General features: G+C 58.6%; 10 protein-coding genes. 3 read left to right on the top strand and 7 right to left on the bottom strand.

Annotation, left to right across the window (positions count from 1 at the left end):
- Entirely contained in the window at positions 1–759 is a 759-nt protein-coding gene (locus A7976_RS04875) for a hypothetical protein (RefSeq protein WP_131800999.1), read from the top strand.
- A gap of 14 nt (positions 760–773) precedes the next feature.
- On the opposite strand, the gene recQ is transcribed toward A7976_RS04875, so the two are convergent.
- From recQ to cysT, 5 genes are all read right to left on the bottom strand, one after another.
- The gene (gene recQ / locus A7976_RS04880; protein ID WP_067107939.1) at positions 774–2,618 is read right to left on the bottom strand and encodes a DNA helicase RecQ; all 1,845 of its coding nucleotides are present in this window, start codon (positions 2,616–2,618) and stop codon (positions 774–776) included.
- Between the two features lie 42 nt (positions 2,619–2,660).
- Positions 2,661–5,786 carry an EAL domain-containing protein gene (locus tag A7976_RS04885; protein ID WP_240483806.1) on the bottom strand — a complete coding sequence of 1,042 codons (3,126 nt, stop codon included), beginning with the start codon at positions 5,784–5,786 and terminating at the stop codon, positions 2,661–2,663.
- 158 nt (positions 5,787–5,944) lie between these two features.
- Positions 5,945–7,021, bottom strand: a complete 1,077-nt coding sequence (locus A7976_RS04890) for a sulfate/molybdate ABC transporter ATP-binding protein (RefSeq protein ID WP_067107942.1) — start codon at positions 7,019–7,021, stop codon at positions 5,945–5,947.
- The gene (cysW, locus tag A7976_RS04895; protein ID WP_067107946.1) at positions 7,011–7,910 is read right to left on the bottom strand and encodes a sulfate ABC transporter permease subunit CysW; all 900 of its coding nucleotides are present in this window, start codon (positions 7,908–7,910) and stop codon (positions 7,011–7,013) included. Before cysW ends, A7976_RS04890 begins: the two co-directional genes overlap by 11 nt.
- On the bottom strand, positions 7,910–8,758 hold the full coding sequence (gene cysT, locus A7976_RS04900) for a sulfate ABC transporter permease subunit CysT (RefSeq protein WP_067109088.1): 849 nt from the start codon (positions 8,756–8,758) through the stop codon (positions 7,910–7,912). The genes cysW and cysT overlap by 1 nt, the downstream gene beginning before the upstream one ends.
- A gap of 112 nt (positions 8,759–8,870) precedes the next feature.
- Between cysT and A7976_RS04905 the strand changes: the two genes are divergently transcribed.
- The gene (locus A7976_RS04905; RefSeq protein ID WP_067107949.1) at positions 8,871–10,148 is read left to right on the top strand and encodes a multidrug effflux MFS transporter; all 1,278 of its coding nucleotides are present in this window, start codon (positions 8,871–8,873) and stop codon (positions 10,146–10,148) included.
- A 736-nt stretch (positions 10,149–10,884) separates the two neighbouring features.
- A complete protein-coding gene (gene hflX, locus A7976_RS04910) occupies positions 10,885–12,231 on the top strand; it encodes a GTPase HflX (RefSeq protein ID WP_067107953.1) in 1,347 nt (448 codons plus the stop codon).
- A gap of 101 nt (positions 12,232–12,332) precedes the next feature.
- Here hflX and A7976_RS04915 read toward each other — a convergent pair whose 3' ends face one another.
- Together A7976_RS04915 and A7976_RS04920 are read right to left on the bottom strand one after the other, a co-directional pair.
- The gene (locus A7976_RS04915; RefSeq protein ID WP_067107956.1) at positions 12,333–13,178 is read right to left on the bottom strand and encodes an EAL domain-containing protein; all 846 of its coding nucleotides are present in this window, start codon (positions 13,176–13,178) and stop codon (positions 12,333–12,335) included.
- A gap of 9 nt (positions 13,179–13,187) precedes the next feature.
- Positions 13,188–14,180 (bottom strand): sulfate ABC transporter substrate-binding protein, encoded by a 993-nt coding sequence (locus A7976_RS04920; RefSeq protein WP_067107959.1) that lies wholly within the window; start codon positions 14,178–14,180, stop codon positions 13,188–13,190.
- Positions 14,181–14,391 lie beyond the last annotated feature (211 nt).

The following is a 14,391-nucleotide window of genomic DNA, read 5'->3' on the forward strand; positions in this document are numbered from 1 at the left end:
ATGAGCAAGGACTTGAGTGAGTGTCCTTGGTCTGAGGTGTGCTGCTACAATAAATCTGGTTTCCCCCATGTTGGAAAATTACCCTACTTTCTATTACATGCTATGTGGCCGACATTCAATAACATTCAAGAAGACTCGTCCTCGCGGCGTCCGTTGACGTTTCCTGAGCTGCTTAAAGGTATTGGCGATTTGTCCAATCTCGCGACGAATGACAGCGCCTTAAAATTCTGGTTACCAGAGCCAGCCGAGCATGCTCTTAATGAAATGGGGGAGCGAAGCGGCATATCGATGAGCGAGTTCCTACGACAGTTCTTTATCGTGCATTGCTATGGGCTTTATGCCTTTTACGCGATGAAGGATGCCAGGATTGGCTTGTTCAAGGAGCCGGAGCCAAAGGCCAGGGTGTTTTATCAAGGCGGCAGCACGGGAGATGGCCGCTCAGCTAAAAAGCGCATTGAAACTTACTGGGTTCCAGAGCTCGGTAAGAATATTGCCCCGGTTAAGGTTTGGATGCCTGCCAGGCTGAGAAACGATCTCGCATCGCTTGCTCAACATGCTGGGCTAACCTTATCGAATTACGTGCGAGAAATTGTCATTTCGCGTCTGCTGGGGCATGGCATGTTGCCGATGCGTCCGGAAATATTTCAGGTGCTCTCTACTGCGGCGGCTGAGGATTGGGCAGGGGGTCGCAGCGTATCTTGGCGGCAAATATCCGAAGATGAATATCGCATCAGTTCTGCTGCTGAAGTTAGGTCTTAGGATAAGTCTGCGGCCTAGTTTGCCGAATCCTCCAGCACCCCCAAAAATGCATCCCCATATTTCGCCAGCTTGGCTTGTCCAACGCCGCTGATACGTCCCATTTCATCCAGCGTCTGCGGGCGCTGGTTGAGGATTTCCAGCAGCGTGCTGTCATGAAAAATCACATAAGGCGGCACGCCTTGTTCACGCGCCAGCTCCAGCCGCTTGGACTTGAGCGCCTGCCACAGCGGATCATCATTGGCGCCGGCAAAAGCTTCCTTTGCGCGGGCGCTGCGTTCGGCCTTGCTGGTTTTGCGGCGGGCGGGTTCGGCGTCGCGGCGTAGCCAGACTTCCTGCTCGCCTTTCAGCACCGGGCGTGCGGCGGTGGTGAGTTTCAGGCCGCCGTAGGCTTCCATGTCGGCCTCTAAAAATCCGCCGGCGACGAGTTGGCGGTAGACGCTGCTCCATTGTGCTTGCGTCAGGCCCTGCCCGATGCCGAAGGTAGAGAGGGCTTCGTGGCGGAATTGCGCGATCTTGTCGGTTTTCTTGCCCAGCAGCACGTCGATCAGGTGCGCGACGCCGAAGCGCTGGCCGGTGCGGTAGACGCAGGAAAGCGCCATTTGCGCGGCTTGCGTGGCCTCCCACGTATCCACCGGTTCCAGGCAATTGTCGCATTGGCCGCAGTTGCCGGGGTGTTCTTCGCCGAAATAGCGCAGGATGGTCTGGTGGCGGCAGGCGGTGGATTCGCAGAAGCCAAGCAGGGCGTCCAGTTTTTGGCGTTCGACGCGCTTGCGTTCTTCAGGGGCGTCGCCGGAATCGAGCATCTGGCGCATGCTCACCACATCGCCCAAACCGTAAGTCATCCACGCGTTGGCAGGTAGGCCATCGCGCCCGGCGCGACCGGTTTCCTGATAGTAGCCTTCCATGCTCTTGGGCAGATCGAGGTGCGCGACGAAGCGCACGTTGGGCTTGTCGATGCCCATGCCGAAGGCGACGGTGGCGACCATGATGACGCCTTCCTCGCGCAGGAATCTTCGCTGGTTGGCGTTGCGCGTGGAGGCATCCAGCCCGGCGTGGTACGGCAGCGCATCCCAGCCGCGCTCCTTGAGCCAGCCGGCGGTTTCTTCGACCTTGCGGCGCGAGAGGCAGTAGACGATGCCGGCGTCGTTGGCGTGTTCGGACTCCAGGAAGACTTCGAGCTGCTGCCGCGCATTGGCTTTCTGCGTGACGCGGTATTTGATGTTGGGCCGGTCAAAACTGGAAACGAACTGACGCGCGTCTTCCAGCCCCAGCCGCTCGACGATTTCACCGCGTGTCGGCGCGTCGGCAGTAGCGGTCAGCGCAATGCGCGGAACGGTGGGAAAACGCTCGTGCAGAATGGTGAGCTGGCGGTATTCCGGGCGGAAGTCGTGGCCCCATTGCGATACGCAGTGGGCTTCGTCGATGGCGAAGAGGGCGATGCCGGTGTGTTCCTGCACCTGATCCAGCAGCGAGAGAAAGCCCTGCATCAGCAGGCGCTCGGGGGCGACGTACAGAATGTCCAACTCGCCCCGGATCAGGCGTCCGGTCACCTCGCGTGCCTCTTCGGCATCGAGGCTGGAGTTGAGAAAGGCAGCTTGTACCCCGGCCTGCTTGAGCGCATCGACCTGGTCCTGCATCAGCGCGATCAAGGGCGAAACGACGATGCCGGTGCCGCTGCGCAGCAGCGAAGGAATCTGGTAGCACAGGGACTTGCCGCCGCCGGTGGGCATCAGCACCAGCGCATCGCCGCCTGCGGCCACATGCTCGACGATGGCCTGCTGCGGGCCGCGAAAATGGGTGTAACCGAAGACGTCGTGCAGGATCTGCGAGGGAGAGCGGGGCGGGCTGTTTTTATGCATAAGGCGGCATTTTACCCGCCGATGGCGGTATCAAATAGCAGTTCAGATATTGTCGAGCGCCATGCCCTCCCTGGCGTGTTTTTTCAGGAAGCTTTCGAACTCGCCAACGGGCAGCGGTTTGGAAAAGAGGTAACCCTGCCCGTAGTCGCACCCGGCCGCGCTCAGCAGGTTGCGTTGCGTGACCGTTTCGACACCTTCTGCGACGACTTTCATGCCGAGCTTGTGCGCCATGACGATAATGGCCTCGCACAGTGCCAGATCGTTGGAACCGGGCGTCAGGTTGCGCACGAAGGTTTGGTCGATCTTGATGTAGTCGATATCGAATCGTTGCAAGTAGGAGAGCGAGGAATAGCCGGTGCCGAAGTCATCCAGCGACACCTGGATTCCCGCATCGCGGAACTGCAGCAGTTTGTCGGTAATGGCGGTATTGGCGTCCATCAGCAGGCCTTCGGTGATTTCCACTGCGATGCTCTGGCCGGGCAGGTTCAAGGCTTTCAGCTGGTCGCCCCAGCTTTTCTTGGCGCGCTCGTTGCGGAATTGCACCGGTGACTTGTTGATGCTGATCTGGAATGCGGGATGGCTGGAGGCCCGCCATATCTGGCATTGGCGCGCGGCTTCGAGAAAAACGAAATCGCCAATCTCGACGATGAGGCCGGTTTCTTCCGCCACGGGGATGAACTTGGCCGGGCTGATCAGGCCGTATTGAGGATGTTGCCAGCGGATCAGCGCTTCGGCCTTGTATGTCGCGCCGGTGGCCAGCTCCACAATCGGCTGGTAGTAGACGCGGAACTGGTCGCGGGCCAAGGCGACACGCAAGTCATTGGCGAGGCGCATGCGGGTCTGCGCCGCCTCCTGCATGGATTGCGTGAAATAACTGCAGCGATTGCGGCCCAGTTGTTTCGCGGAATACATGGCCTGGTCGGCGTTCTTGAGCAGCGCATCGATTTCGGTAGCGTCATCGGGATACATCGTGATGCCGATGCTGGTGGTCACGTAGGCCAGCTCTTCGCCTAGTTGAAAGGGCTCAGACAGTTTGTGCAGGATATTCTGCGCGACGCGCTCCACACAGCCCGGTTCGTCGAGTTCGCCAAGGATGACGGTGAACTCGTCGCCGCCCAGCCGCGCCACCGTGTCCGATTCGCGCACGCAGTTCACCAGCCGATTTGCCGCCTCCTTCAGCAACAGGTCGCCCATGCCGTGGCCGAGCGTGTCGTTGACCTCCTTGAAATGGTCGAGGTCAAGAAACAGCAAGGCCAACGGCGCGCCGGCCCGGTGCGCCTTCTTCACGTCCTGGTCGAGCCGGTCGTGGAACATGCGGCGATTCGGCAGGCCGGTCAGCGGATCGAAGTTGGCCTGCTGCCAGATCAGCTCCTCGGTCTTTTTCTTTTCGGTGATGTCGTAGAACAGCACCACACGGCGATGCACCGTCCGGTCTTCATTGAAAATGGTATTGATGGTCAGCCATTTGGTATAAGTTTCGCCATTTTTTCGGCGGTCGACGATTTCGCCTTCCCAATGGCCGCTATCGCCGATTTCCTGCCAGATCGTGTGATAGAACGCATGGCCATTGCCGTCGCCGAAAGTCTGCGGATTTTTGCCGATGACTTCTTCCTGGGTGCAGCCCGTCAAGCGTGCGAATGCAGCGTTGATGGTCAGGATCGTGCCGTTGGCATCGGTGACCATCATCGCTTCGCTGCTGTTCTGATAAACGAGCAACGCCAGTTGCAGCTCTTCGTTGACCCGGCTCTGATCGATGGCGAGCCCCGCCAGGCTCGCGGCCTGGTCGATCACCCGGATGTCTTCCTCGCGGGGTGCCTGCGAGTACTGATGGTAGATGGCGAAGGTACCAAGCACCTTGCCGGAAGCGTTCTTGATCGGTTCCGACCAGCAGGATTTCAGGCCGGCCCGGGCCGCCAGCTCACAGTAGTCTTTCCAATAGGGATGGGTCTCGATATCCTCGACGATCACGCGCTCGCCGGTAAACGCGGCTGTGCCGCAGGAGCCCACACCGTTGCCAATGGCGACGCCATGAATCGCGGCATTGTAAAAGTTGGGCAGCCGGGGCGCGGCGCCGGTCAGCAGATGCTTGCCGGCGCTGTCCATGAGCAGGATGCTGCACAGCATGTTGCTGTTTTCCTCCTCAATGGTTTTTACGATGGAATGCAGGATTTCCGGCAGGGGCGCATTGTGCGTCAGCAGTTCCAGCACCTGGTTGCGCGTGCGTTCGCGGCGGACGGAGCGGTGGCGCTCGCGCCGATGTATTCGCCAGTTCCAGAAGGCGAGGCTTGCGATGACGGCAAGCACTGTTCCTCCGATTAGGACCAGCAAGTAAAAGTCGGTCTGGCGTTCGTAGGTAATGCCCTCCCAGTTATGGAGGATGGCCTGTGCTTCCGTGCCGGACAGGCTGTTCAGGCTCTTCTGCAAAATGGAGGCGAGTTCGGGCCAATCGTTGCGCACCGCCATGTAGATGGGGGCATTGTAGGGAGTATGGCCCACGGCCTTGATATTGCCGAATCCCTGGTCGCGGGCAACATGGGTCACGATCAGGAGGTTGCCGACATAGGCATCCACGACGCCGGAAGTCAGCGCGCTCAGGGCTTCTTCGGCGATGTCCGCCTTGTAGAGCTGGATGTCGGGATAATCTTTTGCCAGCATCTCGGCCACGAGACCGGTCTTGAATACGACGACTTTTTTGCCTCTAAGGTCTGCCAGTTGATGGATGCCATCGGAATCCTTGCGTGTAAAAATGACAAAGGGTATCCGGATGTAAGGCGACTTCAGCGGAGTGAAACGGGAGTTCTTCAGCGTATTCAGATTGGTGGTTGCCGCGATCACATCGGCCTTTTCGATGGCGGGATTCTCGACCGAGCGCACCAGTTGAAATTCGATACCGAGCATCGATTCCAGGCGTTTCAGGTAATCGATCGAAATGCCGCGGATTTCCTTGCTTTCGGAGAGAAAGCTTATCGGCTCCCAGCCATGATTAGCGGCGACGGTGATCACCGGATGGTTTTTGATCCAGGCTTGTTCCTCGACGGTCAATTGCAGCGCGGAGACGCTTGCCCTCGGCCGTGCGGAACTCTCGGCCGCCTGCGCGATTGCCGGGTATAGAGCAGCGTATGCCGAGATCAGCGTGAGAAAAACGGCAGTGGAAAACGATCTCAGCATTAAAACGTTTGGCCTCGAAAGAGTAGGCTTCCCAGTTGGAACTGGAAACGATTTTAACGTGAAACCAGATGCTTAAGGTCTGAGTTTTAACAAGGTTATTATGGCGGGGCCAGCACGACAGGGCTGGCCCCGAATACAAACAGGCAGGAGCAGGGCGCTTATGCAACTGCCGGGTTTGGGTCGATAAACACCCGCAAACTGCGCGGTTTCACGAATATCTCCTCGCCTTCCTTCAGCGCCAGTTCTCGGAAGCGTTCGCGCGTCAGTTCGGCCTCGACATATTCCGTGGCGTCCGCACGGGCCAGCTCCAGCCGGACGATCGGCCCGATGGCGTGAATGTGCACGACGGTGGCAGCGAAGGTTGAACCGTTTTCCGGCGTACGGTGAATTTCGATGTCGTGCGGCCGCACGTAGGCAAGTGCGGCGGCATTCTGCGTATCTTCGTGGCCATCCACCGCCACTTCCAGTTCGCCGATCTTCGCAAACCCGTCGTGCACGCGGCTGTGGAACAGGTTCACATTGCCGAGAAACTGGTACACGAATGGCGTCGCCGGCTGATCGTAAACCTCGTCAGGCGTGCCGACCTGCTCGATGCCGCCCTTGTTGAGCACGACCACGCGGTCCGCGACTTCCAGAGCCTCTTCCTGATCGTGCGTGACGAAAACGCTGGTGATATGCAACTCGTCGTGCAGACGGCGCAGCCAGCGGCGCAAGTCCTTGCGTACCTTGGCATCGAGCGCACCGAAAGGCTCATCCAGCAGCAGCACTTGCGGTTCCACAGCCAAGGCGCGGGCCAGGGCGATGCGTTGGCGCTGACCGCCGGAAAGCTGCGCGGGATAGCGGTCGGCGATCCAGTCGAGCTGCACCAGCTCCAGCAGTTCGTGCACCTTGCGCCGGATTTCGGCTTCGGATGGCCGCTCTTGCCTGGGGCGAACGCGCAGGCCGAACGCCACGTTCTCGAATACCGTCATGTGACGGAACAGCGCGTAATGCTGGAATACGAAGCCGACCTTGCGTTCGCGTACGTGGCTGCCGGTGGCATCCTTGCCGTGAAACAGCACATTCCCGCCGTCCGGTTGCTCCAGCCCGGCGATGATGCGCAGCAAGGTGGTCTTGCCGCAACCCGAAGGCCCGAGCAGCGCGGTGAGTTCGCCGCTCGGCAAATCGAGGCTGATGTTGTTCAGTGCGGTAAAGTTGCCGAAACGTTTGTTGATGTTGCGGACTTCAATGCTCATTGCTGGTTTCCTCATTGCGGGCGCGGAGTTCCGCACCGGTTTTCCATTCCACGGCCGACTTCAGCGCCAGGGTGACCAAAGCCAGCCCGGCAAGCAGCGAAGCGGCGGCAAACGCGGCGGCGAAGTTGTATTCGTTGTAAAGAATTTCCACATGTAGCGGCAGCGTGTTGGTCATGCCGCGAATGTGCCCCGACACTACCGACACCGCGCCGAATTCGCCCATCGCGCGGGCGTTGCACAAAATAACGCCATACAGCAGGCCCCATTTCACGTTGGGCAGCGTCACCCGCCACAGCGTCTGCCAGCCGGAAGCACCCATGGTGACGGCGGCTTCTTCTTCCTCGGTGCCTTGCGCCTGCATCAGCGGAATCAACTCGCGAGCAACGAAAGGAAAGGTGACGAAGATGGTGGCCAGCACGATGCCCGGCACGGCGAAGATGATCTTCACGTCATGCGCCTGCAGCCATTCGCCGAACCAGCCTTGCGCGCCGAAGAGCAGCACATAGATCAGGCCGGCGATGACCGGCGAGACCGCAAAAGGCAAGTCGATCAAGGTCAGCAGCAACTGCTTGCCGCGGAACTCGAACTTGGCGATGGCCCAGGCGGCTGCGATGCCGAACACCAGATTGGCCGGTACCGCGATCACGGTGGCGATCAATGTCAATTTGATCGCCGACAGCGCATCCGGATCGACAAGCGAAGCCCAGTACACTTCAAGGCCTTTGCGAAGCGCCTCGGTGAAAATCGCCGCCAGCGGTATAAACAGGAACAAACCGAGCCAGCCCAGCGCGATGGAGATCAGCAACCAGCGTACCCACGCCGGTTCTTGCGTGGCGCGCGAGGCCGGTACGGGCAATACGCTCAAGGGGTGTGAAATGACAGCAGACATCAGGGATTCCTCTTTCCGTGGCGGCGGCTAATCCACCACTGCAAGCCGTTGATGAGCAGCAGCAGCGCGAACGAAATCACCAGCATGACTACCGCAATGGCCGTTGCCCCGGCATAGTCGTACTGTTCCAGCTTGGTGATGATGAGCAAGGGCGAGATTTCCGAAATCAGCGGCATGTTGCCGGCGATGAAAATCACCGAGCCATATTCGCCCACGGCGCGGGCGAAGGCCAGCGCAAAGCCGGTAATCAACGCCGGCCAAAGTGCGGGCATCAGCACTTGGGCGAAGGTCTGCCAGCGAGAGGCACCAAGGCAGGCAGCGGCTTCCTCGACCTCGGCTTCCAGGTCTTCCAGCACCGGCTGCACCGTGCGTACCACGAACGGCAGCCCGATGAAAGTGAGCGCGATCACCACGCCCAACGGCGTGAACGCGACTTTGACGCCGAGCGGCTCTAGCCATTGCCCAAGCCAGCCGTTCGGCGCGTATATCGCTGTCAATGCGATACCGGCGACGGCGGTGGGCAAGGCGAAAGGCAGATCGACAAGCGCATCCACCAGCCGCTTGCCGGGAAAGGTATAGCGCACCAGCACCCAGGCGGTAAGCAGGCCGAAGCCGGTGTTCAGCAGCGCGCCAATGGCGGCCGCGCCGAAAGAAAGGCGATAGGAAGCCAGTGCGCGTGGTGTGGTGACTGCCGTCCAGAACTCGCCCCAACCCAGCTCCGCTGTTTTGATGAAAGTAGCGGAAAGCGGGATCAGCACAATCAGGCTGAGATATAGAATGGTAAATCCCAATGCCAGGCCAAAGCCGGGCAGCACGCTATGGGATTTCCAGGAACGCAATACAGCCATCGGTGTCATCTCTAATCAAGGTTGCAGCCATGATAGCGACGCCACTTAATCTTAAAAAATAATATTTAATAATTAATTTATTCCAATTGGTTATAAAAGAACGAATAACAGCATGACTCAGGATAAAAACATTCCGCCCAAACCCAAGCGCAAGCTCATCGAGATGCCTGGCAGCACCTTGTTAGCCGTCATGCTGGCGGGCCTGGCGATGCTGGGGCCCTTCTCGGTCGATACTTATCTGCCGGCTTTTCCCGATATCGAGCAAACGCTCGATACGGACCTGATTGCCGTTCAGCAAACGCTCACGGCTTACATGCTGTCGTTTGCGATCATGATCCTATGGCACGGAGCGCTGTCCGATGCATTCGGCCGCCGCAATATCGTACTGGTATCGCTGGCGGTGTTTGCGATAGGCTCTCTTGGCTGTGCGGCTTCGCACAGCATTGAATACTTGTGGGCGTTTCGCGTGCTGCAGGGAGTTTCGGCCGGGGCTGGGGTGGTAGTGGGGCGAGCCATCATTCGCGATCTGTACGAAGATGCCGCTGCCGCGCGCCTGCTCTCGCTGGTGACAATGATTTTCTCGATCGCGCCGGCCATCGCTCCCATTCTGGGCGGCTGGATCGTCAAATATTCCAACTGGCGCGCCATTTTTCTGTCGCTGTTCCTGTATACGGCGCTGTTGCTTTTCTACTGCTACAAGCGACTGCCCGAAACGCTCCCGAAAAGCCGCCGCACGCCCTTCAACCCGGCCTTTCTCGCCAACAGCTACAAGCAGATTTTCAAGTCGCCGGCCTTCCAGTTGAAAGCCGGTGCGATCGCGTTCAATTTTGCGGGGCTTTTTCTTTATGTCGCGGCGGCGCCGGTATTTATCACCAAGCACCTTGGCCTTGGTCCGGATCAGTTCGCCTGGCAGTTCGTTCCGGCAGTGGGCGGCATCTTTCTCGGTGCACTCACGGCCAACCGTTTCGCCGGCCGCATTTCCATCCCGATGATCATGACGCTTGGGTACATATTGCTCATCGGCGCTTCAGCTGCCAACGTGCTCTATCACTTCTATTACCCGCCAGCCGTGCCATGGTCGGTGGTGCCGCTGTTTTTCTACACGTTGGGAATGTCTCTGGTCGCGCCGGTGCTGACGCTGCTGGTGATGGATCTTTTTCCGGATATCCGCGGCACCGTCGCTTCTTGCCAGTCATTCACTCAGACGATGCTGAGCGCAGTCTTTGCCGGCATTGTCGCGCCCTTTCTCGTGCATTCCGTATTGTGGCTCGCGGCCGGGCAACTGGCCTGTGCCGTGATCAGTCTGGTGCTATGGCGGGGCGGGCGGTATTACCACTACAAGCGCATGGTGCCGGTAAAAGATGTCAATGCATGGGAAGCCATCGAGTAGGGCTTCCTTTGATGCGCGAGAAGCGGTTTTTATGGCTATGTACGTCATCGTACAGACGGCTCGCATCGGGGCATTTACTTTCTGATTGTGTGAGCAGGTTGCTAGCGCGGCCAGGCGCAGGGCTGGCAATTATTGATCCGATGTGCCACCCAATTCAGGAGAATGGACATGCATAGAATGCTGATCATTGTGCCGCTGACGGCGCTTCTGCTTTGCGGGTGCGTAGTAACGCCCGCGGACAGAGTGGTAGTGGCACCCGCATTGCCGGGATATGTAGAGTTGGAGATAGGCTACCCTTACTACCATCAGCACGGATATTATTATTACTACGACAATAGCCGCTGGCTCTACTCGAATTCACGTTCCGGTCCCTGGACGGATTTGCCAAGAAGTCATTACCCGAAAGAGACCCGATTCAAAGGCCACCGGGGTAGAGACCACGATCGTGACCGTGACCGCCGTGACTATGATCATGACCGCTACGATCGTGACCGCTATGATCGGAGATAACCTGAAATCTACGGGTTTCTGCCGATAAGACTAAGGTCGTTTCGTTTCCTCATTGCCTGCAGTAGGCTGAGTAGGGGCTGTTTGCAATCATTTGCCAGCCCCTTTTTGCCGGCTACTACCGGACTCGGCGGTTACCGGCGGCTGCCGAAATAGATCATTAATACAGGCAGCTAAGGTATTTGCAAGGTACTATTCGGCTTCGCCCAATCAGATATGCAACCCCCTAATGCAAAGAGAAGTTAAAGATAAACCCAGATACGCTGTTGTTGCGGCCGTGCAACTGCCGACTGTAAGCGACGTCGAGTTCGAGGCATCGCTGACCGAGCTGCGCGAACTCGCAAAAACACTGGGATATGAAGTCGTCCACACATTCATGCAGAAGCGCTCCAGCTTCGATACGACGGCTTACCTCGGCATCGGCAAGCGCCAGGAAATACGCGATTTCGTGAGCTATGAATCCGAACGCGTCGAGTCCGAAAAATTTGGCGCGACTCCGGATACCCGCGATATCGAAGCGATCCTGGTCGATCACGAGATATCGCCCTCGCAGGCGCGCAACCTCGAAAAGGATGCCGGTTGTGAGGTGATGGACCGCACCATGGTCATTCTCGAGATTTTTCACCGCAATGCCCGCTCGCGTGCTGCCAAGGCGCAAGTGGAAATCGCGCGCCTAGGCTACATGGCGCCGCGCTTGCGCGAAGCGGCCAAGCTTGCCGGGCCGCAAGGACGGCAACGCAGCGGCGTCGGCGGACGCGGGGCAGGCGAGTCGCATACCGAGCTGGACCGCCGCAAGATCCGCGACCGCATCGCCGAACTGCAACTGGAAATCGTCGCGATGGATGCCGAGCGCAAGACGCAGCGCGCCCGGCGGCAGGAGCGCCAGGGCCTCGCCGGCGTGGCGCTCGTCGGCTACACCAACGCCGGCAAGTCCACCCTGATGCGGGCGCTTACCGATAGCGAGGTGCTGGTCGCCAACAAGCTTTTCGCCACCTTGGACACCACCGTGCGTACCCTTTACCCGGAAAGCGTGCCGCGCGTGCTGGTCAGCGACACCGTCGGTTTCATCAAGAACCTGCCGCACGGCCTGGTTGCATCGTTCAAGTCCACGCTCGATGAAGCGCTGGATGCCTCGCTGCTGCTCCATGTCATCGATGCCAGCGACCCTGGCTTCGAGCGCCAGCTTGAGGTCACCGACAAGGTGCTGGAAGAAATCGGCGCGGATGTCGTGCCGCGCATTCGCGTCTTCAACAAGATCGACCACGTTGGCGATGCCGCCGCTCAGGCCGAATGCGAAGCGGCACTGCGGGCGCAGTACCCGGATTGTGTCGTGATGAGTGCCCGCCGGCCCGCCGATGTCGCAAGTCTGCACCGGGCGATCGTTGCGTTTTTTCAGCAGGATCTGGTGGAAGCCGAGCTTTTTCTTCCATGGTCGGCGCAGCAATTGCGCGGCGGAATCTACACGAACTGCCAAGTGCTGGAAGAGCGCTCGGACCATGACGGCGCCTTCTTCCGGGTGCGCGGCGAGCCCGATGCGGTGGATAGCCTGCGCGAAAAATTCCGTCAGGCACAATGAAATCAACGCCTGCGCGAGCCGCCGATATCCAGCTCCTCGCATAGCGGCTGCCGGCCGCAGAAAAAAGGGCGCTTGCGCGCCCAGTGAGGAGATCGGGAAAGTTATGCGGTAACGGGTAGCGGCTGGGTTGCCTGATCTTGGCGCCATATGCTCGCTGTTGCCGGTCTGCCCAGAAAATAACCCTGCACCAGTGTCCCGCCCGAATCCAGTGCAATCTTGTGCTGGAGTTCGTTTTCAATGCCTTCCACCACCGGCCGCGCGCCCAACTCCTGAATGATCTCGATCAGCTTGGGCAGCATACGGCGCACTTTGGCGCTGTGCTCGGCTTCATGAATGATGCTGAGATCCAGCTTGACGTAATCGGGCGAGAGCTTCCACAGGCGATCAAGGCTGGAATGCCTGCTGCCGAAATTGTCTACCGCGATGTGGTAACCGCGGTCGCGGTAGTTGCCGATGGCTTCGGTGAGCTGCTTGTCGGCGTCGATAGCGCTTTCCAGGATCTCGATCACCACCTTGTGCGTGGGCACCGAATGGGCGTGGAGAATGCGCTCGAACACCTGACCGTGCGCGCTCACGCTGACCAGTAGTTTGGGGTGCACATTGAGAAAAAGCAGGCCGCTGGCATCCGGCAGGCGCAGCGAGTTGAGCGCATGCAGGGTGCGGGCGACGCGGTCGAACTTGACCAGCCGCCCCTGGTTGTCGGCAAAGCCGAAGGCGAAAGCCGGAGTCAGCGGATCCGATGGGCCGATAGAGGGGCGCAACAGGGCCTCGAAGCCTAGCGCTTTGCCCAGTGCCGTACTGAAAATCGGCTGGAAAGCGCTGCGCAATTGCAGGCCGATGAATTTGCTGACGAGTTCTTCGCCCTCGGTTTCCAGACCGAATTCGTCGAGATCGAGATAGAGCGCTTCATGCAGCTCGGCCTTGAGCGTGTCGATGTTGAATGGCATGGGATTTCCTTATTTGTTTGTGTATATCCGGTCGAAGGTGCCGCCCTCGTCGAAATGCGTCTTTTGTGCTTGGGCCCAGCTACCGAACACTTCATCCACGCTGAACAAGGCAATGTTGGGGAAGCGCCCGGCAGCGTATCGGGCAAGAATTTTCTCGTTGCGCGGGCGGTAATAATGCTTCGCCGCGAGCTCCTGGCCTTCATCGGAATAGAGGTGCTCGAGATAGGCCTGGGCAGTGGCGCGCGTGCCGTGCTTGTCAGCATATTTATCGACTACGGCGACCGGCGCTTCGACCAGAATGCTGACACTCGGATAAATCACTTCGAAATCGCCGCCGCCCAATTCCTTGCGGATCAGTTGCACTTCGTTTTCGAAGGTCAGCAACGCATCGCCGATGCCGCGCTGGACAAAGGTGGTGGTCGCGCCGCGTCCGCCGGCATCCAGTACTGGTACATTCCTGAACAATTTGCCGACAAACTCGCGCGCCTTGTCATCGCTGCCGTATTTTTTCTGCGCATAGCCCCATGCCGCCAGATAACTGTATTTGCCGTTGCCCGAGGTTTTGGGGTTGGGAATGATCGCCGCCACGCCGGGTTTGGCCAGGTCGTCCCAATCGCGGATGTGCTTGGGATTCCCCTTGCGCACCAGAAATACCGTGGTGGATGTGAACGGCGAGCTTTCGTGCGGCAGCCGTTTCTGCCAGTCCTTGGGCAACAGTTTGCCGCGCTGGTGAAGGATATCGATGTCGCCGGGCTGATTCATCGTGATGACGTCCGCTTCAAGGCCGTCGGCCACGGCCCGCGCCTGCTTGCTGGAGCCGCCATGCGATTGGTTGACGGTGATCGCCTGCCCGGATTTCTGCTTCCAGAATTGCACGAAGCTTGGGTTGTATTCCTTGAAAAATTCGCGTGTGACGTCGTAAGAGACGTTCAAAATCGGCTTGCTGTCGGCATGGGCGAGCGGTGCGATTATCAAGGCGGCGAAAATGAGTTTTTTGAGCATGACGCTGTGTCCCCTTTTTAAATTTAAGTTGAATGCACTGTAGCTTGCCCATGTAAGCATGTAAAAGAATAAAGATTTATATGTAAATAACCATATTTAATATTGAATGTCAGCAGCATAAAGATTGACACTGTTGCAAGGCAGGTTCTAAATTACGGCACATTCACATAACTAGCTGATGCGACAAGGCCGGTGTCTCTTCTCAGGGCAT

It is taken from the genome of Methylobacillus sp. MM3 (assembly GCF_001645185.1).
Taxonomy (GTDB): Bacteria; Pseudomonadota; Gammaproteobacteria; order Burkholderiales; family Methylophilaceae; genus MM2.

Excerpts from the sequence above, each read along its gene's own strand:
- A7976_RS04875 (WP_131800999.1), top strand. The coding sequence starts at position 1 with ATGAGCAAGGACTTGAGTGAGTGTCCTTGGTCTGAGGTGTGCTGCTAC.
- recQ (WP_067107939.1), bottom strand. The coding sequence starts at position 2,618 with ATGCATAAAAACAGCCCGCCCCGCTCTCCCTCGCAGATCCTGCACGAC.
- A7976_RS04885 (WP_240483806.1), bottom strand. The coding sequence starts at position 5,786 with ATGCTGAGATCGTTTTCCACTGCCGTTTTTCTCACGCTGATCTCGGCA.
- A7976_RS04890 (WP_067107942.1), bottom strand. The coding sequence starts at position 7,021 with ATGAGCATTGAAGTCCGCAACATCAACAAACGTTTCGGCAACTTTACC.
- cysW (WP_067107946.1), bottom strand. The coding sequence starts at position 7,910 with ATGTCTGCTGTCATTTCACACCCCTTGAGCGTATTGCCCGTACCGGCC.
- cysT (WP_067109088.1), bottom strand. The coding sequence starts at position 8,758 with ATGGCTGTATTGCGTTCCTGGAAATCCCATAGCGTGCTGCCCGGCTTT.
- A7976_RS04905 (WP_067107949.1), top strand. The coding sequence starts at position 8,871 with ATGACTCAGGATAAAAACATTCCGCCCAAACCCAAGCGCAAGCTCATC.
- hflX (WP_067107953.1), top strand. The coding sequence starts at position 10,885 with ATGCAAAGAGAAGTTAAAGATAAACCCAGATACGCTGTTGTTGCGGCC.
- A7976_RS04915 (WP_067107956.1), bottom strand. The coding sequence starts at position 13,178 with ATGCCATTCAACATCGACACGCTCAAGGCCGAGCTGCATGAAGCGCTC.
- A7976_RS04920 (WP_067107959.1), bottom strand. The coding sequence starts at position 14,180 with ATGCTCAAAAAACTCATTTTCGCCGCCTTGATAATCGCACCGCTCGCC.